The 22001-nt window shown below is 43.8% G+C and carries 16 protein-coding genes; 9 read left to right on the top strand and 7 right to left on the bottom strand.

Going from position 1 to position 22001, the window contains the following annotated elements:
* Positions 1-2 precede the first annotated feature (2 nt).
* Both R7M92_RS05885 and R7M92_RS05880 read right to left on the bottom strand, forming a co-directional pair.
* The gene (locus R7M92_RS05885) at positions 3-773 is read right to left on the bottom strand and encodes an ABC transporter ATP-binding protein (RefSeq protein ID WP_005378438.1); all 771 of its coding nucleotides are present in this window, start codon (positions 771-773) and stop codon (positions 3-5) included.
* 264 nt (positions 774-1037) lie between these two features.
* Positions 1038-2516, bottom strand: a complete 1479-nt coding sequence (locus R7M92_RS05880; RefSeq protein ID WP_318132941.1) for a 54K polar flagellar sheath protein A — start codon at positions 2514-2516, stop codon at positions 1038-1040.
* Positions 2517-2969: 453 nt separating this feature from the next.
* Here R7M92_RS05880 and R7M92_RS05875 point away from each other — a divergent pair, with 453 nt between their 5' ends.
* From R7M92_RS05875 to R7M92_RS05835, 9 genes are all read left to right on the top strand, one after another.
* A complete protein-coding gene (locus R7M92_RS05875) occupies positions 2970-4517 on the top strand; it encodes a DUF3360 family protein (protein ID WP_005378441.1) in 1548 nt (515 codons plus the stop codon).
* Positions 4518-4820: 303 nt separating this feature from the next.
* A complete protein-coding gene (gene pflB, locus R7M92_RS05870; protein WP_005378442.1) occupies positions 4821-7097 on the top strand; it encodes a formate C-acetyltransferase in 2277 nt (758 codons plus the stop codon).
* Positions 7098-7250: 153 nt separating this feature from the next.
* Entirely contained in the window at positions 7251-8228 is a 978-nt protein-coding gene (locus R7M92_RS05865) for a lipid A deacylase LpxR family protein (RefSeq protein WP_318132940.1), read from the top strand.
* A 211-nt stretch (positions 8229-8439) separates the two neighbouring features.
* Positions 8440-9180: a pyruvate formate lyase 1-activating protein gene (gene pflA / locus R7M92_RS05860; RefSeq protein WP_005378444.1), complete on the top strand. Its 741-nt coding sequence runs from the start codon at positions 8440-8442 to the stop codon at positions 9178-9180.
* A gap of 154 nt (positions 9181-9334) precedes the next feature.
* Positions 9335-10000 (top strand): energy-coupling factor ABC transporter permease, encoded by a 666-nt coding sequence (locus R7M92_RS05855; RefSeq protein WP_053303246.1) that lies wholly within the window; start codon positions 9335-9337, stop codon positions 9998-10000.
* A 136-nt stretch (positions 10001-10136) separates the two neighbouring features.
* Positions 10137-10637, top strand: coding sequence for a YfbU family protein (locus R7M92_RS05850; protein WP_005378446.1), 501 nt, complete (start codon positions 10137-10139; stop codon positions 10635-10637).
* A 493-nt stretch (positions 10638-11130) separates the two neighbouring features.
* Positions 11131-13065 (top strand): PrkA family serine protein kinase, encoded by a 1935-nt coding sequence (locus tag R7M92_RS05845; RefSeq protein ID WP_005378447.1) that lies wholly within the window; start codon positions 11131-11133, stop codon positions 13063-13065.
* 47 nt (positions 13066-13112) lie between these two features.
* Positions 13113-14384 carry a YeaH/YhbH family protein gene (locus R7M92_RS05840; RefSeq protein ID WP_005378448.1) on the top strand — a complete coding sequence of 424 codons (1272 nt, stop codon included), beginning with the start codon at positions 13113-13115 and terminating at the stop codon, positions 14382-14384.
* Between the two features lie 11 nt (positions 14385-14395).
* Entirely contained in the window at positions 14396-15955 is a 1560-nt protein-coding gene (locus R7M92_RS05835; protein WP_005378449.1) for a SpoVR family protein, read from the top strand.
* Positions 15956-16034: 79 nt separating this feature from the next.
* Here the strand turns inward: R7M92_RS05835 and kdsB are convergent, their stop codons facing one another.
* From kdsB to R7M92_RS05810, 5 genes are read right to left on the bottom strand one after another with little or no spacing between them, the layout of a single operon-like run.
* Positions 16035-16790, bottom strand: a complete 756-nt coding sequence (kdsB, locus tag R7M92_RS05830) for a 3-deoxy-manno-octulosonate cytidylyltransferase (RefSeq protein ID WP_005378450.1) — start codon at positions 16788-16790, stop codon at positions 16035-16037.
* Positions 16790-16969, bottom strand: a complete 180-nt coding sequence (locus R7M92_RS05825) for a Trm112 family protein (protein ID WP_005378451.1) — start codon at positions 16967-16969, stop codon at positions 16790-16792. Before R7M92_RS05825 ends, kdsB begins: the two co-directional genes overlap by 1 nt.
* Entirely contained in the window at positions 16950-17957 is a 1008-nt protein-coding gene (gene lpxK, locus R7M92_RS05820; RefSeq protein ID WP_053303249.1) for a tetraacyldisaccharide 4'-kinase, read from the bottom strand. The genes R7M92_RS05825 and lpxK overlap by 20 nt, the downstream gene beginning before the upstream one ends.
* Positions 17958-17962: 5 nt before the next feature.
* Entirely contained in the window at positions 17963-19711 is a 1749-nt protein-coding gene (gene msbA, locus R7M92_RS05815) for a lipid A ABC transporter ATP-binding protein/permease MsbA (RefSeq protein WP_042522131.1), read from the bottom strand.
* Positions 19712-19742: 31 nt separating this feature from the next.
* Positions 19743-21998 (bottom strand): DNA internalization-related competence protein ComEC/Rec2, encoded by a 2256-nt coding sequence (locus R7M92_RS05810; RefSeq protein WP_262607024.1) that lies wholly within the window; start codon positions 21996-21998, stop codon positions 19743-19745.
* Positions 21999-22001: the final 3 nt, after the last annotated feature.

Genomic DNA, 22001 nt, shown 5'->3' with positions numbered 1-22001 from the left:
TATTAGTAAATGGATGAGATAAACTGCTGTAATCGTTCTGAATCCGGGTTTGTAAATAGCTTAGCTGGATTTCCCTGTTCTTCCACTAAGCCTTGATGTAAAAACATCACATGGTTTGATACGTCACGCGCAAACGCCATTTCGTGCGTGACCACCAGCATAGTTCGCCCTTCATCTGCCAAATCTCTCATTACCCCCAGAACTTCTCCTACAAGTTCTGGGTCAAGCGCAGAAGTTGGCTCGTCAAACAACATCACCTCTGGGTCAACTGCTAGCGCACGGGCAATAGCTGCACGTTGCTGCTGGCCACCAGATAAGTGCCCAGGGTAATAATCTTTACGCTCATACAAGCCTACTTTCTTAAGCAAGACTTCTGCATTTTCAATCGCTTGAGCTTTTGGCACGCCTAAGACATGAACAGGCGCCTCAATCACGTTTTCTAGTACGGTTAGGTGAGACCAGAGGTTGAAACCTTGGAAAACCATTGCCAGACGTGAGCGAATACGTTGGACTTGCTTTTCATTAGCAGGAACAGATTCACCTGCTCTGTTGTTCTTCATTTGGATTAATTCACCATTTACCCAAATTTCGCCCGCGGTAGGCGTTTCTAGCAAGTTGATACATCTGAGAAAGGTACTCTTGCCTGAGCCGGAAGAGCCAATGATGGAGATAACATCTCCTTTGTGCGCGGCAAGTGAAATGCCTTTTAAAACTTCATTTTGTCCAAATGTTTTGTGCAGGTCTTTTATATCTAGCGCTGGTACATCATTCATGCGCCCTACTCCCTGTGTTTTTGTCACTGCAATTAAGGGACTCCGCCCTCTCTAATTCGGAACAAATTAGCACCGCCCCTTGAAACTTGCAACAAATTATTAACCTAAATAATTCGAATAGAAAGATACGATAGACAAATTAATATGCAATATATAGCAACATATTCTTCAAAAGTTGAATATTAAATATAAAAAAGCCCCTTTCAAAGGGGCTTAATAAATTTACAAAAGTGTTAATTGAAACCTATTCGAGGTCGCAATGAATTAATTAAAACGACTGACTACCAACGAGTTTGAAGTACGTAATGTCACTTCATTTTCCAAGCCTTCTTTTTCAGAAGTAATGATGCCATCTAGGTCTTCATCTAGTTCAGGCTCTGACGCTTCACCATTGGAGAAGAAGCTCATGAAAACTTTAGAATCAATATTACTATCTTCATTCACTACTAAAGCAGTGCGATTAAAATCGTCCGAAGCTGAAACTTTCAAACCGTTAACGGCCGATGTTGGGAAGTTGTAGTAATGCAATTCTGGAACAACAACAGAATCACTATCACTTGTTGTGAAAATGCGATGTGTGACTCTGTAGTCGCCTGAAGTTGCAAAGTAAGCGACACGAGTAAAGCCTTCAGTAGACGATGTTAAGCCCATGTCCAGATCAATCACGGACTCTGCACTTCCTTGCGCTGATACACTTGGTTTTGTGTTCGGCAGGTTATCAATATTTAAGTAAGCACTCGGATCAACGTCAATATCCCATCCGTCAGAGATCGTTTCGTTAAGTAGAGACTCCCAACCATTAACTTGATTCTCTGAGAACGCCATGTATACCCAAGTTTCTTTATTCGTTGCACTAGGGCGATTATATTCAACGGCCGTTTTATCCAGCTTCAACGCGTCATATGCAAAGCCGTTAGTAACAAAGCCAATGTTGAGCGAGTCGTAAGTATAGTCAGAAGACGAATAAATGTTTGACGTATTATCCGCTCTAACTAAGGCTATCTCACCAGTTCCCCACGAACCAATACCATACTGGTAAAGCGCTTTGTCGCTTGAACCTGATTCATACTGAAACAATGCCGTTGGTTCACCTTTAAGCCCCATCAGTTCATCAGTAGGCAACATATCAGGGTTCGGAGACGTGAAAATATCGGTTTGCGAGACAAAGTTGTAATCTCCGCCACCTGATTCAGCGTTTCGGTAATCTAAGTTAGTAAACTTATTGCTTGCTAAGTTACCGCCAGTAAAGCATTTGTTCAAAGAGTCTCGGTTTAGTGCAAAAGTAGCATTACGTAGTTTCTTATCTTGCAAGAACTCTTTTGAAAACGTGTTTACGCGAGCTTCTTTGCCGTTAAATTCTATTGCTTGAAACGTTACAAAGCCGCCGTCAGGGATATCTTCAAGATAAAACTTAAAGTTATCAGTGGTAGGTTTGATAATGTCTCCGGATCTTTTGCCATCGGCATCAGAGTAGTAACCGATAACATAGTTGGTCACTTGCTCTTTTGACGCTGCACTATAGGTTAAAACCGTTTTATCGCCGTTCAGCTCAGTTTTGTGGTCATATACAGTACAACCTTTCGTAGTTGCTTCACTTTCAGTCATTGTTGCTGGTATAGCAAAATCAAAAGTAAAGGCAGTTTTCGGCGCTGCACCACCGCCGCCACCGCCGCCACCGCCGCCGCAACCGACCATTAACCCTGAGATGATTGCCACTAGTGGCGGTACTTTAAGCTGTTTCATGTCTTTTTCCTAAACTGAGCGGCAATGATTAGCCAAAAAATTGTCTTTGCTCTGTCCAAAGCAAGAATAAAGCCAGCTTTATATAATCACCGTGAATATTGACATTTAATCTGCATCTCGTGCAAAAGGACAAAAAGTTCTAATTTTATGCAACTTGTGTAATGAAATTACACAAGATCTCCGCATCTCATTCGCATGCCAGAAACTTTCTGTAGTTTTATTTCACAACCATTCTTAAAGTGATCTAAATCAATCACCCTAAATGGCTATCTTGCTAGACTCCTGCCAAAAGATGAGGCTTTTTTTGTGCCTCAACACAATAAGTTATTAGCTATGCTTAGGCACAGTGTCGACGTGTAACAAATCTAACAATAGCTAGCATAAGCGTGCCGCAGGATGCGGATTAACACAATTGAATGAAGAATTCATAACTTTTAAATATATGAGGAATCTATGTCAGACGCAGTTAACAAAACGCACTCTGATTCAGATATCGAGACCAAGAGCTACCGTGAGCTTCATCGTCCAGCATCTGAGTTCGCAAGCCGTTCAGACTACCTAGACCACGAACTACAAATCATGAAGCCACGTCGTTTTGGCTTGAACTTGCCAGGTCGTGACTTCCGCTTTGAGCTTGAAGACCTTGTTCCAGCGCTTGCTGGTACTATCGGTATTATCGCAATGTACTCTGCGGTAATGATGTCTTGGGCTGAAGGTCTTACTGCAGCATGGGACCACGTAAACTTAGGCAAGGACTTTGCTATCGAAGTTGCGCGTGTAGAAATGCTCATCCCTGCACTTCTTTTCTGTGTACTTGCCTCTGGTTTTATTAACCCTAAAGCCAACCTAGCAGGCAACCACGGCCCAATGATCCCTCTTATTGGTACCATCGCTCTTGCTGGTGCTCACCCTCTTGCATTAGCAATTCTCATTGGTGTGTTTGGTTTGATTTTGAGCCTCTTAAAAGGTGGGTCAAAACTGGTTAACCTCACCTCTGAAGGTACGGCTGGTGGCCTTCTTATTTTCCTAGGTTTAACCGGAACCATGAGCCAAATTAACTCTATTCAAGCTTGGGCTGTTGGTTTGCAATCCGATACGGTTGCCGCTGGTAGCATGGGTTACATCGGTCTAATTGTTCTTGCGGTTACCATTGGCTTATACGCGTTCCTTGCTAAAGTGAACAAACGCTGGCTAGCGATCCCTGTTTGTGCCTTCACTGGGCTTGCAATCGCACTTGCTCTTGGCGCAGGCTTCGATATTAAATTCGTAACCGAGACAGGCCTTCCAAACCTAAATCCAATCTACTGGTGGGGTTCCACAGAAGAAGGTTGGATGCTTGGTCTTCCTAATATGGAACACTTCATCGCTTCACTACCATTCGCCATTCTTGCGGTAGCAATGTGGTCACCTGACTTCTTGGGTCACCGTATCTTCCAAGAGATGAACTACCCACGTAAGAGTGAGAAAGTGCTGATGGACGTTGATGACACAATGACAATGTGTTCCGTTCGCCAAATGGTTGGTACTGCAGTGGGTGGTGGTAACATCACATCATCTTGGGGGACTTACATGATCCCTGCTGCAATCGCGAAACGCCCTATTCCTGCTGGTGCCATCTTACTAGGCTCTCTATGTATTATTGTTGCAATCCTTGGTTTTCCTATGGACGTTGCAGTATGGCCTCCAGTTATGCGCGTTGCTCTTCTCGTTGGTGTATCTCTACCACTGCTTGAAGCTGGCATGCAGATGGTGAAGGACTCGAAAGACTCACAAGCAGCAGGTATCTGTATCTTTGGTTCTGCCGTTGTTAACCCAGTTCTAGCTTGGGCACTAACTATGCTTTTAGATAACAACGGTTTAATTGGAGATAAAGAGCGCGCGTCTCGCCTATCATTTGTAGACAAGATTGTGATCCCAGTAAGCGTACTTGTTATCTGTTTAGTTGCTATGCTTGCAGTTGGTATGCTTGAAGGCCAGTATGGCATCCAAGCTTGGCTATAAGCTAGCAGTCCAGAAATTTGTGGGTAGCGCTCGTCGCTACCCCATTTTTATCGAGATTTTTGAGGATTTATTGATTTAGTTTAAGGTTTGCAAAAAAATTTTAGTTTAACCTCTAACTGTTGCTTAAAAAGAGAAACGTTAAAACTAGTGACAATATTTATAGTTTTGTAAATCGAATACGTAAATTTAAGACTATAAATATTGTTATTCATAAGAGTGTACTGTTCCCCTCTTTTATCTGGGGATAGCTGGCTCAACGGCGAAGCAGTACGTATTTTTTTCTACTAAAAAGGTAGGTATGTCATGGCAGAGCAATTTGCTAAAGCTTGGGAAGGTTTTGCTGCAGGCGACTGGCAAAACGAAGTAAACGTTCGTGATTTCATTCAGAAGAACTACACTCCGTACGAAGGCGACGAATCTTTCCTAGTTTCTGAAGGTACTGAAGCGACTAACAAGCTTTGGGCTAAGGTAATGGAAGGCATCAAACAAGAGAACGCGACTCACGCTCCTGTTGATTTTGATACTTCAGTTATCTCTACCATCACTGCTCACGATGCAGGCTACATCGAAAAAGACCTAGAAACTATCGTAGGTCTTCAAACTGACGCTCCTCTAAAACGTGCGATCATCCCTAACGGTGGTATCCGCATGGTTGAAGGTTCATGCAAAGCCTACGACCGCGAGCTAGACCCACAAGTTAAAAAAATCTACACAGAATACCGTAAAACTCACAACCAAGGCGTTTTCGATATCTACACTCCTCAAATCATGGCGTGTCGTAAATCTGGCGTACTGACTGGTCTTCCAGATGCATACGGTCGTGGTCGTATCATCGGTGACTACCGTCGTGTTGCTCTATACGGTATTGACTTCCTAATGAAGGATAAATTCGCGCAGTTCTCTTCTCTACAAGAGCGTTTTGAGAACGGCGAAGACCTACAAATGACAATGCAGCTTCGTGAAGAGATCGCAGAGCAACACCGTGCTCTAGGTCAAATCAAAGAAATGGCTGCAAAATACGGTTGTGATATTTCTCGTCCTGCTGAAACTGCGCAAGAAGCTATTCAGTGGACTTACTTCGGTTACCTAGCTGCTGTTAAATCTCAAAACGGTGCGGCTATGTCTCTAGGTCGTACTTCTACGTTCCTAGACATCTTCATCGAACGTGATATCGCGGCTGGTAAGCTAACTGAAGAACAAGCTCAGGAAATGATCGACCACTTCGTAATGAAACTACGTATGGTTCGTTTCCTACGTACTCCTGAGTACGATGATCTATTCTCTGGCGACCCTATCTGGGCAACTGAGTCTATGGGTGGTATGGGTCTTGACGGTCGTACGCTAGTTACTCGTACAAACTTCCGTTTCCTAAACTCACTATACACTATGGGTCCTTCTCCAGAGCCAAACATCACTGTTCTTTGGTCTGAGCAACTACCTGAAGGCTTCAAGAAGTTCTGTGCGAAAGTATCTATCGATACTTCTTCTATTCAGTACGAAAATGACGACCTAATGCGTCCAGACATGAACTCTGACGACTACGCGATCGCATGTTGTGTATCTCCAATGGTTGTTGGTAAGCAAATGCAGTTCTTCGGTGCTCGTGCGAACCTTGCGAAAACAATGCTTTACACCATCAACGGTGGTGTGGATGAGAAGCTAAAAATCCAAGTTGGCCCGCAAATGCCTAAGATCGAAGGCGATGTTCTTAACTACGATGAACTGTGGGAGAAAATGGACCACTTCATGGATTGGCTAGCGAAACAATATGTGACTGCACTAAACGCTATCCACTTCATGCACGATAAGTACAGCTACGAAGCGGCGCTAATGGCTCTACACGACCGTGACGTTAAGCGTACTATGGCTTGTGGTATTGCTGGTCTATCTGTTGCAGCTGACTCACTATCTGCAATTAAATACGCAAAAGTTAAGCCAATTCGTGACGAAGACGGTCTAGCAATCGACTTCGAAATCGAAGGCGATTACCCTAAATTCGGTAACAACGACCCACGCGTTGATGACATTGCATGTGAACTTGTTTCTGTATTTATGGGCAAAATCCGTAAGCTTAAGACTTACCGTGATGCAATCCCTACTCAGTCAATTCTTACTATCACTTCAAACGTGGTTTACGGTAAGAAAACTGGTAACACGCCTGACGGTCGTCGTGCTGGTGCTCCATTTGCTCCAGGTGCAAACCCAATGCACGGTCGTGACGAGAAAGGTGCTGTAGCATCACTAACTTCAGTTGCTAAACTGCCGTTTGCTGACGCACAAGATGGTATCTCTTACACATTCTCTATCGTACCTAACGCACTAGGTAAAGATGAGGGTTCACAACGCGCTAACCTTGCTGGTCTGATGGATGGTTACTTCCACCACGAAGCGGGTATCGAAGGTGGCCAACACCTAAACGTGAACGTTCTTAACCGTGAAACTCTAGAAGACGCAGTTAAGCACCCAGAGAAATACCCTCAGCTAACAATCCGTGTATCTGGTTACGCTGTTCGCTTCAACTCTCTAACTGCAGAGCAACAAGCTGACGTAATCGCACGTACATTCACTGAGTCTCTATAAGACTATAGCGAAATAACGTTCTAGTAATACAACAAAGGCTGATGCTAAGTAGCATCAGCCTTTTTTTATTTCTTGAATGAAAGTTGTGATATCGCGAAAGACTTTTGCCCGCATTCTTACGTATGATGCGAAAAAAGTTAGCAAATAAAGTCTATGAGATTTAGTAAATTAATTATTCTTACCCTTCTTTCTCCAGTTGCAATAGCATCCACTAAGTCTACGGTTTCTTTTACCATCGACAACGATGGTATTTTTGGCGTCGATCAAGACTATACGAATGGTGTATTCCTTTCGTACGCGACAGACCAACTGATACAAGAAAGCCAATGGAAATGGCTGAGTCTAGCTAACTCAGAGCACGCCAATATCGATAAAATAGAGTTGGTTCTTGGCCACAAAATGTGGACTCCAAGCGACATTGAAGCCGATTATCCACTAATCAATGATCGCCCATATGCCGGTTACCTACACACCGAAATCAACTACCTTTCCCTAACGAGTGACAAAGCTGTACGGTACAATTTCACCATAGGAGCTACGGGTGAAAGTTCGCTATCAGAAAAGGCGCAAGAAATCGTTCACGGCATAACAGGATCGACGGACCCTCAAGGTTGGGATTACCAGATTGAAGATAAAGTGGCGTTCAGCCTTGGTTACCGCGTATTTAACAAATTGATGCGCAGCGAAGAACAAAAAACACAATGGGAGATCACCAACATTAACGACATCAATGCGGGTAACTTCCGTAGTGATGTCTCTCAAGGCGTCATGTTTCGTTGGGGTGCAAACCTAGCGAATAGCATCGGAGCCGCCAATATCAGTGTCGAAAGCCCTTTCTCAGCAAGTATGATCGCTCAGAACACGTCGAGTTGGTTCTTGTTCACCGGGTTTGAAGGTCGTTACCGCTTTAATGACATGACTATCGAAGGAGATCGTCCTGGCATTCCTGAACCGTCAGCGCCATACGACGTCACACTGCAAAATTGGCAAGCAAGTGCCGTCGCGGGGGTATCTTGGTACAACCAAAATTACGGTGCAAGCATCACCTTTACGATTAAAACACCGGATTATGAAGAAGCCCAAACCGATGTTTATGGGACAGGCTCGTTCTCCGTGTTCGCCTTTTTCTAAAAACTGGATTATCCCAGCATCGAAGTCAATCTAGATACACGGCAAGTTCTCGGGGTAGGTATTAACCACCTCGTGTTCAAGCGTTTATGTAGATTGGCTCCATCTATTTTCTTTCTTCAAATAACCTTGCCTTTAGTACCGACAAAGCTGTTTTAACCCTGCTTTTTGTAATAAAATAACAGCTAGAATTTACTAGTAATGAGAGCAAAAGATGTCAACAGCTGGTCGTATTCACTCATTTGAGTCATGTGGTACCGTAGACGGACCTGGTATTCGATTTATCGTCTTCTTGCAAGGTTGTTTAATGCGCTGTAAGTATTGCCATAACCGCGATACTTGGGACACGCATGATGGCAAAGAAGTCACGGTTGAAGAAATCATTTCCGAAGCGAAAAGTTACCGCCACTTCATGAATGCATCAGGTGGTGGCGTTACTTGTTCTGGCGGCGAAGCGATGCTTCAACCGGAATTCGTACGTGATTTTTTCCGCGCAGCTAAAGCCGAAGGCATTCATACATGTCTAGATACTAACGGTTATGTTCGTAAGCACACTGATGTTATCGATGAAGTACTGGATGCAACAGACTTAGTCATGCTTGACATCAAACACATGAAAGACGAAGTGCACCAAGATCTCATCGGTGTATCCAACCGACGCACATTGGACTTTGCTCGTTACTTGCAAAAAATCGGAAAGAAAACATGGATTCGCTATGTCGTCGTGCCTGGTTACACAGATGACCCAGAAGCAGCACACATGCTTGGTGAATTTATTAAAGACATGGATAACATCGAAAAGGTCGAGTTACTTCCTTACCACAAATTAGGGGCTCATAAGTGGGAAGCGTTAGGCTTAGAATACCCACTCGAAGGCGTAAACCCGCCACCGAAAGAAACCATGGATGAAATTCAATCCATTCTTGCTCAATACAACGATAACGTAAAATACTAAGTGAACCGCAAGACTAACCTCTTTAAGATACCAGCTTATTGCTGGTATTTTTTTGATTATATCTAAGCCTTATCAGTGAGTTTCTCTGCGGTCATTTAGGTATAAAAAGAACGATAGAAATGATTGCGTCATGTTCGCATAGGAAGGAAGTAACATGGATTTGTTTAACTTAGGCTCTCTTGTTGTCTCAATTTGGATAGTAGTAGTCTACTGCCTACCAGATTGGAAAAAAGTCGTTTGGCCCAAACTGGAAAAAGAAAAAGGATTTCAGCACCTCGTTTTTGCAACGCTCTTCTTTTTCAGTATTTTATGGGCCGCTCAAGCAGGTGTAAAAGAAGGATTACAGATTCATTTTCTTGCACTAACAACGCTGACGATGATGTATGGTTGGCGCATGGCATTTCTACTCAGCATTCCCGCTATGTTGGTCAACCACCTACTACATGATGTGTCCTTGCTACTCTTACCCACGTCGTTAGTTCTATCTGCCCTAATTCCGATTTTCATTAGTTACTTAGTGTTTCTTCTGAGTTACCACTACTTGCCACGAAACATTTTTGTTTTCATCTTCGTTGCTGGATTTTTCAATGGCGCGATAACAGGAAGTCTGCACCTCATCATTAACTCTTTTTATCACCTATCAGTTGGTCACTACGATTGGGAAACCATTCAACATAACTACTTTGTTTTTGTGCCGTTGCTCGCCTTTCCAGAAGGTCTATTAAATGGTATGGCACTGGCGGTTTTAACCGTATTCAAGCCAGAGTGGCTGAGAGTATTTTCAGACCGAGACTACATATACAATCATTACCATAAATAAGTGTTTTCAAACTGGTCAAAAGTGACAGTTCTTGCCATTTTTTAGTATTAAATATGTGTTGAGATCATGTTTCACTCATGTCTTAAGCGTTAACCTAAGCACATTAAAAATGTATTAGATATCTAGTGAGGTCACCATGGAAATGTCAAACGCTCAACGTTTGATTCTATCAAACCAATACAACCTTATGTCTCAACTTGATCCAAGTAATGCGGCCAAATACAAACGCTTACAAACGATCGTTGAACGTGGTTATGAACTACAAATGCGAGAGTTGAACAAAGATTTCGGCTGCCTCTCAGAAGCAGAGTGTCGTGAGATCATCGACGTTATGGAGATGTATCATGCGATGCAAGAGTCTTACAACATGCTAGACGATGAAGATCGTAGCAACGTGGATCAACGTCGCTTGAAGTTCTTGGGATTTGATATCGCTTCAGAAGCGCAACAAGTACATTACGTACGTTTTCTCATCGATTCTGAAGGTTTGTACCCTCAGTTTGACAAGGCAGATCATCACTTTAACAGCCAAATGCCGATGCTAGATAAATACCGCCGTATGCTGCAAACTTGGCGTAACTGCCCTCGTCAGTATCATTTATGTGAAAACGAACTAGCGCAAATCTTCAGCGCATAAAATGGTCGTCTAAGAATGAGGAGAGCGCCCGCTCTCCTTGTTATTTACCCTGTCACAAACTTATCTAAGACTTTGCTCTCTTCCTACCTCTTTCACTTACCTTGCTCAATGTAGAACAACGAATCACTGAGACTCTTCTGTCTTTGCCAAATATTTGATTTCTATTGCACCTATTCACGACATAAATTCGTCCTTAATAAAAGAGTGATTCAAATGTCACTTTTACAATAAATTCATAATTGTTAAGCAAAATTGCAAATCCCCGACTAGGCTTAAGTAGAGAAAGGCTGTGATTGAAAAATTCATATCCACCGCTCACCGTTGTAACGAAAAAACCGTCCATAAAGCAAAGTCTTTGGTGTCGCCAATCTTACATTCTGTACGAACCAAATGTGATAACAGGACGTATATTCAAACAACAACGAGCATAACTGTTGGTGGAAAGCCTGAATCAACGTTCGTCGGTAGACTGACTATTAAAGGGGAAAGCGACATGAGTATTTTCGACCACTATCAATCAAGATATGAAGCTGCAAAAGATGAAGAGATGTCGTTACAGGAGTTTTTAGCCCTGTGTAAAGATGACAAAAGCGCTTATGCTAATGCAGCAGAACGCCTACTGATGGCGATTGGTGAACCAGAGATAATCGATACGGCAAAGGATCCGAGACTAAGCCGAATCTTCTCGAATCGTGTTATCTCTCGTTATGAAACCTTTAAAGACTTTTATGGCATGGAAGATGCCATAGAACAAATTGTGTCTTACCTAAAACATGCGGCGCAAGGCCTAGAAGAGCGTAAGCAGATTCTTTACCTACTCGGCCCTGTAGGTGGCGGTAAGTCTTCGCTTGCAGAAAAGCTTAAGGCTCTGATGGAACAGATGCCTATTTATGTTCTTACTGCTAACGGCGAACGCAGCCCAGTGAATGACCATCCATTCTGCCTATTCAAAGCCACAGAAGATGGCGATATTTTGAAAAAAGAATATGGCATCGAGCACCGTTATCTTCGCTCGATAATGTCTCCTTGGGCCGCTAAACGTCTTCACGAGTTTGGTGGTGATATCACCAAATTTAAAGTAGTGAAAGTACGCCCTTCTATCCTTGACCAAATCGGTATTGCCAAAACTGAACCAGGCGATGAAAACAACCAAGATATCTCATCATTGGTTGGTAAAGTCGATATTCGTAAGCTTGAACACTATTCGCAAGACGATCCAGACGCTTACAGCTACTCCGGTGCGCTGTGTAAAGCAAACCAAGGTTTAATGGAATTCGTTGAGATGTTCAAAGCACCAATCAAAGTGCTTCACCCGCTGTTAACAGCAACGCAAGAAGGCAACTTCAACGGTACAGAAGGCCTTTCTGCGATTCCATTCGACGGTATGATTCTGGCTCACTCAAACGAATCTGAGTGGCAGACCTTCCGTAACAACAAGAACAATGAAGCGTTCTTGGACCGTGTTTATATTGTGAAGGTACCTTACTGTCTACGTGTTTCAGAAGAAGTCAAAATCTACCAAAAACTTCTTGAAAACAGTGAGTTGTCTCAAGCCCCTTGTTCACCAAGCACGCTCGAGACTCTGGCACAATTCAGTATTCTTTCTCGGCTTAAAGAGCCCGAGAACTCGTCCATCTTCTCTAAGATGCGCGTATACGACGGTGAAACGCTGAAAGATACGGATCCAAAGGCAAAAAGCTATCAAGAGTATCGTGATTATGCTGGTGTCGATGAAGGTATGAACGGTCTCTCAACACGTTTTGCCTTTAAGATTTTGTCACGCGTATTTAACTTCGACCAAACCGAAGTGGCAGCCAACCCTGTACATCTATTCTATGTGATTGAACAACAGGTTGAGCGCGAACAGTTCCCTGCTGAAACAGCAGAGAAATATCTCGAGTTCTTGAAAGGCTACCTAGTGCCTCGATACGTTGAATTTATCGGTAAAGAGATTCAGACCGCTTATCTTGAGTCTTACTCTGAATACGGCCAAAACATCTTCGATCGATATGTCACCTATGCAGACTTCTGGATTCAAGACCAAGAGTACCGAGATCCAGAAACTGGTCAGCTATTTGATCGCTCTTCACTGAATGCTGAGCTAGAGAAGATCGAAAAAACAGCTGGTATTTCTAACCCGAAAGATTTCCGAAACGAAATCGTTAACTTTGTGCTTCGTGCGAAAGCGAATAACAATGGTCAAAACCCGGTTTGGACCAGCTACGAAAAACTGCGCACAGTAATCGAGAAGAAAATGTTCTCCAATACCGAAGAGCTACTTCCGGTTATCTCATTTAATGCGAAAACCTCTTCTGAAGATCAGAAGAAGCACGACGACTTTGTCGCTCGCATGATGGAAAAAGGCTATACCGAGAAACAGGTTCGCCTACTTTCTGAGTGGTACCTACGAGTACGTAAGTCATCCTAACCCAGTATTGAGTTAGGTCGCTTGTGAAACATGAAGAGGGCTATTTCATGGCGCAATTTATAGACCGAAGGCTCAATGGCAAGAACAAGAGCGCTGTTAATCGACAGCGCTTCTTGAAGCGCCACAAAGAGCAAATAAAAGAGTCGGTAGCAGACGCAGTGAATCGACGCTCGATTACGAATACGGAAACGGGCGAAGACGTCTCTATCCCTCACAAAGACATCAACGAGCCTATATTTCATCAAGGCAAAGGTGGTGTTCGCGAACGAGTTCATCCCGGTAACGACCAATTCATTACTGGTGATAAAATTGAGCGTCCCAAAGGTGGCGGTCAGGGTAGCGGCTCAGGAGAAGGGAACGCCAGTCCAGATGGAGAAGGCCAAGACGAATTTGTATTCCAAATATCAAAAGATGAGTACCTCGATATTTTGTTCGAAGATCTCGAGCTGCCTAATCTAGAAAAAAACCAAATTGCCAAAATCACTGAATGGAAAACACACCGTGCAGGCTTTCAAACTGCCGGTATCCCTTCCAATATCGCCGTAGTACGTTCTCTGCAACAATCTCTTGCGCGCCGTACTGCAATGACTGCTGGTAAGAAACGACTTCTTAAAGAGTTAGAAGACGAACTTGCTCGCATCAAAAATATTGAACCTGCTCAGCAGTTTGAAGAGAACCGCTTGAAGGCTGAAATTGAAGAACTGCGCAAGAAAATCGAAAGCGTGCCTTTCATCGATACCTTCGACTTACGCTTCAAGAACTATGAGAAACGCCCGGTACCATCGAGCCAAGCGGTCATGTTCTGTCTAATGGACGTATCCGGTTCGATGGACCAGGCAACGAAAGACATCGCAAAACGCTTCTATGTTCTTTTGTACTTGTTCTTAACTCGTACCTACGAGAATGTCGAAGTCGTCTTTATCCGCCACCATACCCAAGCGAAGGAAGTGGACGAGCACGAATTTTTCTACTCACAAGAAACCGGGGGTACCATTGTATCTAGCGCGCTCAAGTTAATGGATGAAATAGTAAAAGAGCGATACCCGATTGGTCAGTGGAACATATATGCAGCTCAAGCATCCGACGGTGACAACTGGGCAGATGATTCGCCAAGATGCCGGGATCTGTTAGTGAACAAATTACTTCCAAACTGTCAGTACTACTCTTACATAGAGATCACGCGGCGCTCGCACCAAACTCTATGGCATGAGTACGAAAAACTCACTGAAGAGTTTCCTAATTTCGCAATGAAAAACATTCGCTCTGTGGAGGATATTTTCCCAGTCTTTCGTGAACTATTCCAAAAAGAAACGGCGTAAGGAGGCTAGCGATGAATACCGCAACGAGAAACCTCTCAGGAGAGGCGCCTAAGAAGCGTAACAGTAAAGTGTTGCCAGATGGACCAGATTGGACATTTGAGCTGTTAGAGCGGTACCACAAAGAAATTAAGCGTGTCGCGGAGCATTATCGCCTAGACACTTACCCTAACCAAATAGAAGTGATTACTTCAGAGCAGATGATGGATGCCTATTCAAGTATCGGCATGCCAATCAATTACAACCACTGGTCATTTGGTAAAAAATTCATTCAAACAGAGCAGAACTATAAACATGGTCAAATGGGGTTAGCCTACGAGATTGTGATTAACTCCGACCCTTGTATTGCTTATTTGATGGAAGAAAATACGGTAACAATGCAAGCACTCGTGATAGCGCACGCGTGTTACGGCCATAACTCTTTTTTCAAAGGTAATTACCTATTCCAAACGTGGACTGACGCCAGCTCTATTATCGACTATCTGCTGTTCGCGAAAAAGTATTTAGCCGAGTGTGAAGAACGGTATGGCGTAAAAGAAGTGGAAAAGCTGCTCGACTCTTGTCATGCGTTAATGAACTTTGGTGTAGACCGCTACAAGCGTCCAGAGAAAATCTCAATTACAGAGGAAAAAGCAAGACAAGAAGAACGCGAAGCATACCTACAATCTCAAGTTAATGAGCTTTGGCGCACCGTACCGACAGCCAAGACGAAAGAGGAAGACATTAAAGAGCGATTCCCAAGCGAGCCTCAGGAAAACTTGCTCTACTTCTTCGAAAAACATGCGCCGTTGCTAGAGCCGTGGCAACGTGAAGTTGTTCGGATCGTCCGTAAGATCAGTCAGTATTTTTATCCGCAAAAACAAACGCAAGTCATGAATGAGGGCTGGGCAACGTTCTGGCACTACACCATACTCAACCATCTTTATGATGAGGGCTTGGTGTCTGAAAAATTCATTCTAGAGTTCTTACATAGCCACACCAGTGTCGTGGCTCAGCCGCCTTATAACAGTCCTTACTTTAATGGCATTAACCCCTACGCGTTAGGCTTTGCCATGTTCCGAGATATTAAGCGTATCTGTGAAGAACCAACTGATGAGGACAAAGAGTGGTTTCCAGACCTAGCAGGAACCGACTGGTTAGATGCAGTGCATTTCGCGATGCATAATTTCAAAGATGAAAGCTTTATTAGCCAATACCTTTCTCCGAAATTAATGCGTGATTTCAAGTTGTTTGCGATCAACGATGATGATCATAAGAACTTTATTGAAGTCGCTGCGATACACGATGAGATGGGTTATAAACGCATTAGAGAAACCCTAGCCGCTCAGTACAACTTATCTAATCTTGAGCCAAACATTCAGGTGTTTAATGTCGATGTCCGTGGTGATCGATCGCTTACGTTGCAGTACGTTCCTCACAACCGCATCCCACTTGATGATAGTTACGAAGAAGTTCTAAAGCACGTGTATCGATTATGGGGCTTTGATGTCATTCTCCAAGAAGTGAAAGACACCGGTCACCGAGAGGTCTTAGCGACCTGCCCTAAACGGAACCAATACGACACTAACATTTAACTAATACCTCGATACAAGTAAAACAAAAAGGCTCCTAATTCAGGAGCCTTGTTTATTCTTAAATCTATCTGAGCATTTGTTACGCTTGCTTTGCAACAATCGCGCGCACGGCTTCTAGGTCTTCGGGCGTATCAACCCCTGCCGCTGGTGCTTCTTTCGCTACCGCCACATGAATTTTTTCACCGTACCAAAGCACTCGCAGTTGCTCAAGACACTCAATCTGCTCTAATGCACTTGGTGCCCAATTGACATACGTATTAATGAAACCAGCTCGATAAGCATAAATACCAATATGACGCATTAATGGGTTGGCAATGGTTTTGTCTTGTTTAGCAAAGTTATCGCGATCCCAAGGGATGGTTGCTCGACTAAAGTACAACGCATAGCCTTGCTCATCTGCGACAACTTTAACAGCGTTCGGGTTGAACACTTCCTCTTCCGAGTCTATTTCTACAGCTAACGTCGCCATCGGGGCTTCACACCCAGATAAGTTATCAGCAACCTGACGAATGATGGACGGCGGAATCAAAGGCTCATCCCCTTGCACATTAACAATAATGTGGTCTGACGGAATAGCCATTTTTTCAACAACTTCTGCAAGACGCTCCGTACCTGATTCGTGGTGGGGAGAGGTCATACAAACTTTACCACCAAATGACGAAACCGCTTTCGCAACACGCTCGTCATCAGTTGCAACGATGACATCTTCCGCACCCGCTTGTAGCGCTTGTTCATAAACCCACTGAACCATAGGCTTACCACCAATATCCGCTAGCGGTTTACCAGGCAAACGGCTCGATGCGTAGCGCGAAGGGATGACAACCGTAAAAGACATTAGCGTCCCTCATCCATGCTCATAGTGCGAGCTTCAGGCTCTAGCAGAACTGGAATACCCTCTTTGATCGGGTAAGCAAGGCGATCCAATTTGCAGATCAACTCTTGATTATCTTTATCGTACGTCAGCTTACCTTTGCAAACAGGGCAAGCTACAATCTCAAGTAGACGGTGATCCATAAGCCGCTTTAACCTCTTTTATTCTATTTAAAATTTGCTCTGCATCGTTTGATTCAAACTGGGCAGATACAGGCAGATACCACCAATTATCTTGCGCATAATGGCTGCACTTGACGGCATCTTTCTCGGTCATAATCACATTGGTCCCTTGTTGAGCCAATGCTTCTAATTCTTGTTGATCAAAGTCTTGATGGTCAGCAAAACCTTTTGTGACTTTAACATCTGCGTTCATCGAGTTTAGTGTATGAAAAAAACGCGGAGGATGCCCAATGCCCGCAAATGCGACGAGATCTTTCAACTCCGAGACATCCACATGTTGCTTAGTCTTAAGATTAATAGCTTTAGAGGGTGCTAAAGCCATTGCGATTTCGCCCGTATGCGCTTGACCGCCATTGGTGATGATAAAGTCGACTTCTTTAAGTCGCTCAATACCTTCACGTAAAGGACCTAATGGAATCAGGCTTTCATTCCCAAACCGGCGATTCCCATCCACAATCACTAACTCAATATCACGGCCTAACGCATAATGTTGTAATCCATCATCCGTAATTATGATATCCACATCCAAATCTAGCAGTGCTTTCACTGCATTTGAACGCACAGGATCTACCGCAACAGGTGCTCCTGTACGGCGATGAATCAACTTAGGTTCATCGCCACAATGCTTCGCTGGCGTATCTTCTTTTAGCACTAACGGATAGGCAGGAGCCTTTGCCCCATAACCACGAGAAACAACCCCCGGCTTAAAGCCCATTTGCTGTAGTTGCTCAACAAGCCACACAACAACTGGTGTTTTACCATTGCCACCAGCAGTGATATTGCCAACCACAACAACAGGTATAGGCGCATTATAAGCTTGCTTGCGGCCAGTTTGGTATTGCTTTCGCTTTGACTTGCTTATCGCTCCAAATAATAAACTCAGTGGCCACAAAAGCGGCCACAAGAGGTATTTTATTGGATGGTTTTCAAACCAGATTTTTTCAATCACCGCGCTTATTCACCAAACTGAATACGGTGCAATTGTGCATACGCACCATTTTTCTCAATAAGCTCAGCGTGGTTGCCACGTTCAATGATGGCACCATCATCAACCACAAGAATTTCATCGGCTTTCTCGATTGTGGATAAGCGGTGCGCTATTACAAGTACCGTTTTGTCTTTTTGCAGCTCATCAAGTGCAGCTTGAATAGCTCGCTCGGATTCGGTATCCAAAGCCGAAGTTGCCTCATCAAGAATCAGCACTGGAGCATCACGCAATAGAGCTCGCGCAATCGCAACACGTTGGCGTTGACCACCAGACAAGCTAGCACCATTTTCACCAATCATGGTATCAAGTCCATCATCCATTTTGCCGATGAACTCCATCGCATGCGCGAGTGTTGCCGCTTTCTCGATATCACTGCGCTCATATTGGCCATCCGTTGCGTACGCAATATTGTTTGCTATCGTGTCATTAAACAAATGAACATTTTGCGATACTAGTGCAAATTGCTGACGTAAATTCTTTAGCTCGTAATCACGAATATCATGCCCATCTAATGTGATAGAACCACTGTCAACATCATAGAAGCGGTTGAACAAGTTCGCGATGGTACTTTTACCTGAGCCAGAACGGCCAACTAGCGCCACCGTTTTTCCTCTTGGAATATCGAAGCTGACATTTTCCAATGCTGGTTTTTCTGCACCAGTGTAAGTAAAGCTTACGTTTTTAACTGAAACATCGCCATTTGCGCGTTCAACTGTCAACTTACCTTCGTTTTTCTCAGGCTCGAGGTCAATTAACGCGAAGAGCGTTTGGCTCGCGGCCATACCACGTTGGAACTGAGAAGTAACGTTAGTCAGCGCTTTAAGTGGGCGCATCAGACCAAACATTGCAGAGAACACAACAGTAAATGTACCTGGAGTCAGTTGCTCTTTAATCGAATCAATACTTGCTAAATAAAGAACGGCAACAATTGCAAGTGATGCAATCATTTGGATGATAGGGTTAGCCGCCGCTTGAGCCGTCACCAACTTCATGCTTTGTTGACGCATTTGGTTGCTGACTTTTTCAAATCGTTTACGTTCGATGTCTTGGCCGCCATAGCTCAACACAACTTTATGGCCTTTCAGCATCTGCTCTGCTGATGCAGTTACGTTACCCATCATGGTCTGCATATTTTTGGATATTTTTCTAAAACGTTTAGAAACAACACCAATACCCCATGCCACAACGGGAGCAACAGCAAACAGCACTAGCGACAATTGCCAGCTGTTGTAAAACATCAAAACTAACAGACCAATGATACTTGCACCTTCACGGACAATGCTCACCAACGCTTGGCTAGTTGCCGCTGATACTTGCTCTGAGTCGTAGGTTATACGCGACAATAAGTTGCCCGTCTTTTCCTTATCAAAGTATGACACTGGCATGTGCATAAAGTGATTGAACACCATGCGACGGACTTGCATAACTACGTTGCCAGATACCCAGCTCAAACAGTAGGTGGAGACAAATCCACTTATGCCACGGATGAACATCATGGCAAAAATAATCAATGGAAGCGTGCGTAAAAAATCAGATTCAGCGTTCCCAAAACCTTCATCGAGTAGTGGTTTTAGTAGGGAAATCATATAGGTATCTGATATGGCATTAATAACTAATGCAATGACTGCAACGACAAGACCTGACTTATAAAGGCGAATAAATTGCCATAGACGCTTAAACGTCTGCCAAGTCGTTTCATCAGTATTTATCGACATAGAAGTGCTTTATTTTCTTACATTAAGACTCTCATTCTACTCCCTTACGCAGCATCTGCCTATACCAAGGCTCAAATGTATCGCTACGTTTGGTTTCTGAGCGCCAATTATCACGGTGAATAAAGAAGCTTACCTGACCACCCTCACCAGTATCAAGCCAAGTAATGCCAAGCTTTCGGTATGAAGCAACGACACTTTCCGCTGGCATTCCCCATCGATTGTTTTTTGCTAAAGAAGCAACCGCCACACTCGGGCTCACCGCCTCGATAAATCGAGGATTCGATGAACTTTTACTCCCGTGGTGAGGGACTAGCACCACATCGCTTTGTAACTTTCCGGGTTCTCTAAGCAAAATCCACTCGCTAATGGCCTCAATATCACCAGTAAAAAGCATACTAAAGTTAGAAATAGGGTCAGTAAGTCGTAATACACAGGAGTGCGGATTATACGCACGTTGAACAAGTGCAGGAGGCCAGAGCACTTCCATGTTTAATCCTTGCCATTTCCATTGGTCACCTCTAGTGCAAGGCTCATATCCGATAAAGAATTGACTACTAAGTTTACGCTGTGGAGAAAAGGCATCTTCAATGAAAAAGCGGCCGCCTGCGTGATCATTATCGAAATGGCTTAGAATCAGTGTATCTATGCTTTCATAACCTCGTTGATGCAAAACCGGAGTGACGACCTGCTCTGCGATACTGCCGCTTTGCCATGCTTTACCAGTGTCATACAGCAACACCTTGTCGTCTTTTTCTACAACCACTGCAAGGCCATGACCTACATCTAATACATCGATACGCCAATGCGGTTCATACTCCGATGCAAGCTTGATACTAATAACGATGCCGAGTAACAAATACCACGCGTACTGAGACATGAACCGTTGAAATATTAAGCAAACCACTATCGCCATAACCAGCATTGTCATTTCCATGCTAATAGGTTGCCAAGAACCTATTGCGTACTGTATTGACGTGCTCAATGGCTGTAATGACCAGTCCACCGAATGCCACAGAGGCTTCGCTATCATTTCAAGAAACAAAGATGAGAACAGGGCTAGAAACATCAAAGGTACAACGATAAATCCGAACCAAGGAATAAATACCAAGTTGTAGGCTATTGAGGACAAACTAAAACCGGAGAAGAAATGGCCACTAACAGGTACGATTAAAGCGCTCAACATCAATTGAGTAAGCAATAACGCTTTTAATCGCGCTTTCCAACCTCCCCTTTGATGTCGAATCAAATTAATTGCGAACAATACCGCACAAACGGAGAGGTACGATAACCAAAAGCTCATACTGTAGGATGCAAAAGGTTGGACAAGCAGTTGTAGAGATACTGCAAGCAAAAGAACTCGCCAAGAAGTCCAGTGCACCAGAGTATACTTCAGGAGAACGTAAACAACGCATACCGACACTGCTCGCGTAGTAGGCAGAGAGAAATCCGCTAACCAAGCGTAGGCAACAGCGAAGATCAGCCCATATAAGCTAGGTAACAACTGGTATTGGGGTAATAGATAACGAACGGTACCGCCCACGACTAGCCCAAAAGTAAACGCCATACCAATATGTAAACCAGAAATGGAGACCAAATGCAGTAAACCACTGTCCCTGAGCGCTTGCCAATCTTCCTTAGACAACCAAGAACGGTCAGCAAAAACTAACGCACTTATTAACGAGAAATGATGAAGGGAAGACACATCATCAGCGACATCGGCAATAATGGATTGACGCAGAGATACATTAGAACGAACAATCCACTTAGCATCTTTGTTAACAACCGCTCGGGCGATAATATTTTTACCCATCGCGTGCTTTTCAGCATCAAAGCCAGCTTCGTTGCGTAGACCTGTAATCGGCTTTAACGAGATGGATGTCGTAAACTCACTGTTAACATCGAGTGGAAAAGGCGTAATAAGACGGATTTTAGGTTTAAGAAAAGGTAACAGAGTTTGAGAATTTACCGCTTCTATAGCGACAATACCTTCATAACCGTGACTTATTTGCGTAAAAGGGCTGTCAACTTTACCAATTATGGTAATATTCTCCCCTGCTTGAAAAAGGGCTTGTCTCTGAGACTCCAATACATTGCCGTGGACGATGACAACCATAAAGCCCGCAATTGCGCCTATGCTAATTAAGCCACGACGTAATTTGATTATTGAGCCAGTGGTTATTATTCCCAGCAGCAACCAACGCCAATCTGGTATTGTCGGCCACCAAGCCGACGAGATTACGCTCGCTACAAATAACGCCAAGGTCCAACTTTTTTCTGAGAGAGTCATGCT

The sequence above is a fragment of the Vibrio sp. Vb2880 genome (assembly GCF_033337975.1).
In the GTDB taxonomy this organism is placed as follows: Bacteria; Pseudomonadota; Gammaproteobacteria; order Enterobacterales; family Vibrionaceae; genus Vibrio; species Vibrio alginolyticus.
This window is presented reverse-complemented; position numbering and strand designations above follow the sequence as displayed.

Coding starts and splice junctions, on each gene's coding strand:
- R7M92_RS05885 (WP_005378438.1), bottom strand. CDS start 773: ATGAATGATGTACCAGCGCTAGATATAAAAGACCTGCACAAAACATTT.
- R7M92_RS05880 (WP_318132941.1), bottom strand. CDS start 2,516: ATGAAACAGCTTAAAGTACCGCCACTAGTGGCAATCATCTCAGGGTTA.
- R7M92_RS05875 (WP_005378441.1), top strand. CDS start 2,970: ATGTCAGACGCAGTTAACAAAACGCACTCTGATTCAGATATCGAGACC.
- pflB (WP_005378442.1), top strand. CDS start 4,821: ATGGCAGAGCAATTTGCTAAAGCTTGGGAAGGTTTTGCTGCAGGCGAC.
- R7M92_RS05865 (WP_318132940.1), top strand. CDS start 7,251: ATGAGATTTAGTAAATTAATTATTCTTACCCTTCTTTCTCCAGTTGCA.
- pflA (WP_005378444.1), top strand. CDS start 8,440: ATGTCAACAGCTGGTCGTATTCACTCATTTGAGTCATGTGGTACCGTA.
- R7M92_RS05855 (WP_053303246.1), top strand. CDS start 9,335: ATGGATTTGTTTAACTTAGGCTCTCTTGTTGTCTCAATTTGGATAGTA.
- R7M92_RS05850 (WP_005378446.1), top strand. CDS start 10,137: ATGGAAATGTCAAACGCTCAACGTTTGATTCTATCAAACCAATACAAC.
- R7M92_RS05845 (WP_005378447.1), top strand. CDS start 11,131: ATGAGTATTTTCGACCACTATCAATCAAGATATGAAGCTGCAAAAGAT.
- R7M92_RS05840 (WP_005378448.1), top strand. CDS start 13,113: ATGGCGCAATTTATAGACCGAAGGCTCAATGGCAAGAACAAGAGCGCT.
- R7M92_RS05835 (WP_005378449.1), top strand. CDS start 14,396: ATGAATACCGCAACGAGAAACCTCTCAGGAGAGGCGCCTAAGAAGCGT.
- kdsB (WP_005378450.1), bottom strand. CDS start 16,790: ATGTCTTTTACGGTTGTCATCCCTTCGCGCTACGCATCGAGCCGTTTG.
- R7M92_RS05825 (WP_005378451.1), bottom strand. CDS start 16,969: ATGGATCACCGTCTACTTGAGATTGTAGCTTGCCCTGTTTGCAAAGGT.
- msbA (WP_042522131.1), bottom strand. CDS start 19,711: ATGTCGATAAATACTGATGAAACGACTTGGCAGACGTTTAAGCGTCTA.
- R7M92_RS05810 (WP_262607024.1), bottom strand. CDS start 21,998: ATGACTCTCTCAGAAAAAAGTTGGACCTTGGCGTTATTTGTAGCGAGC.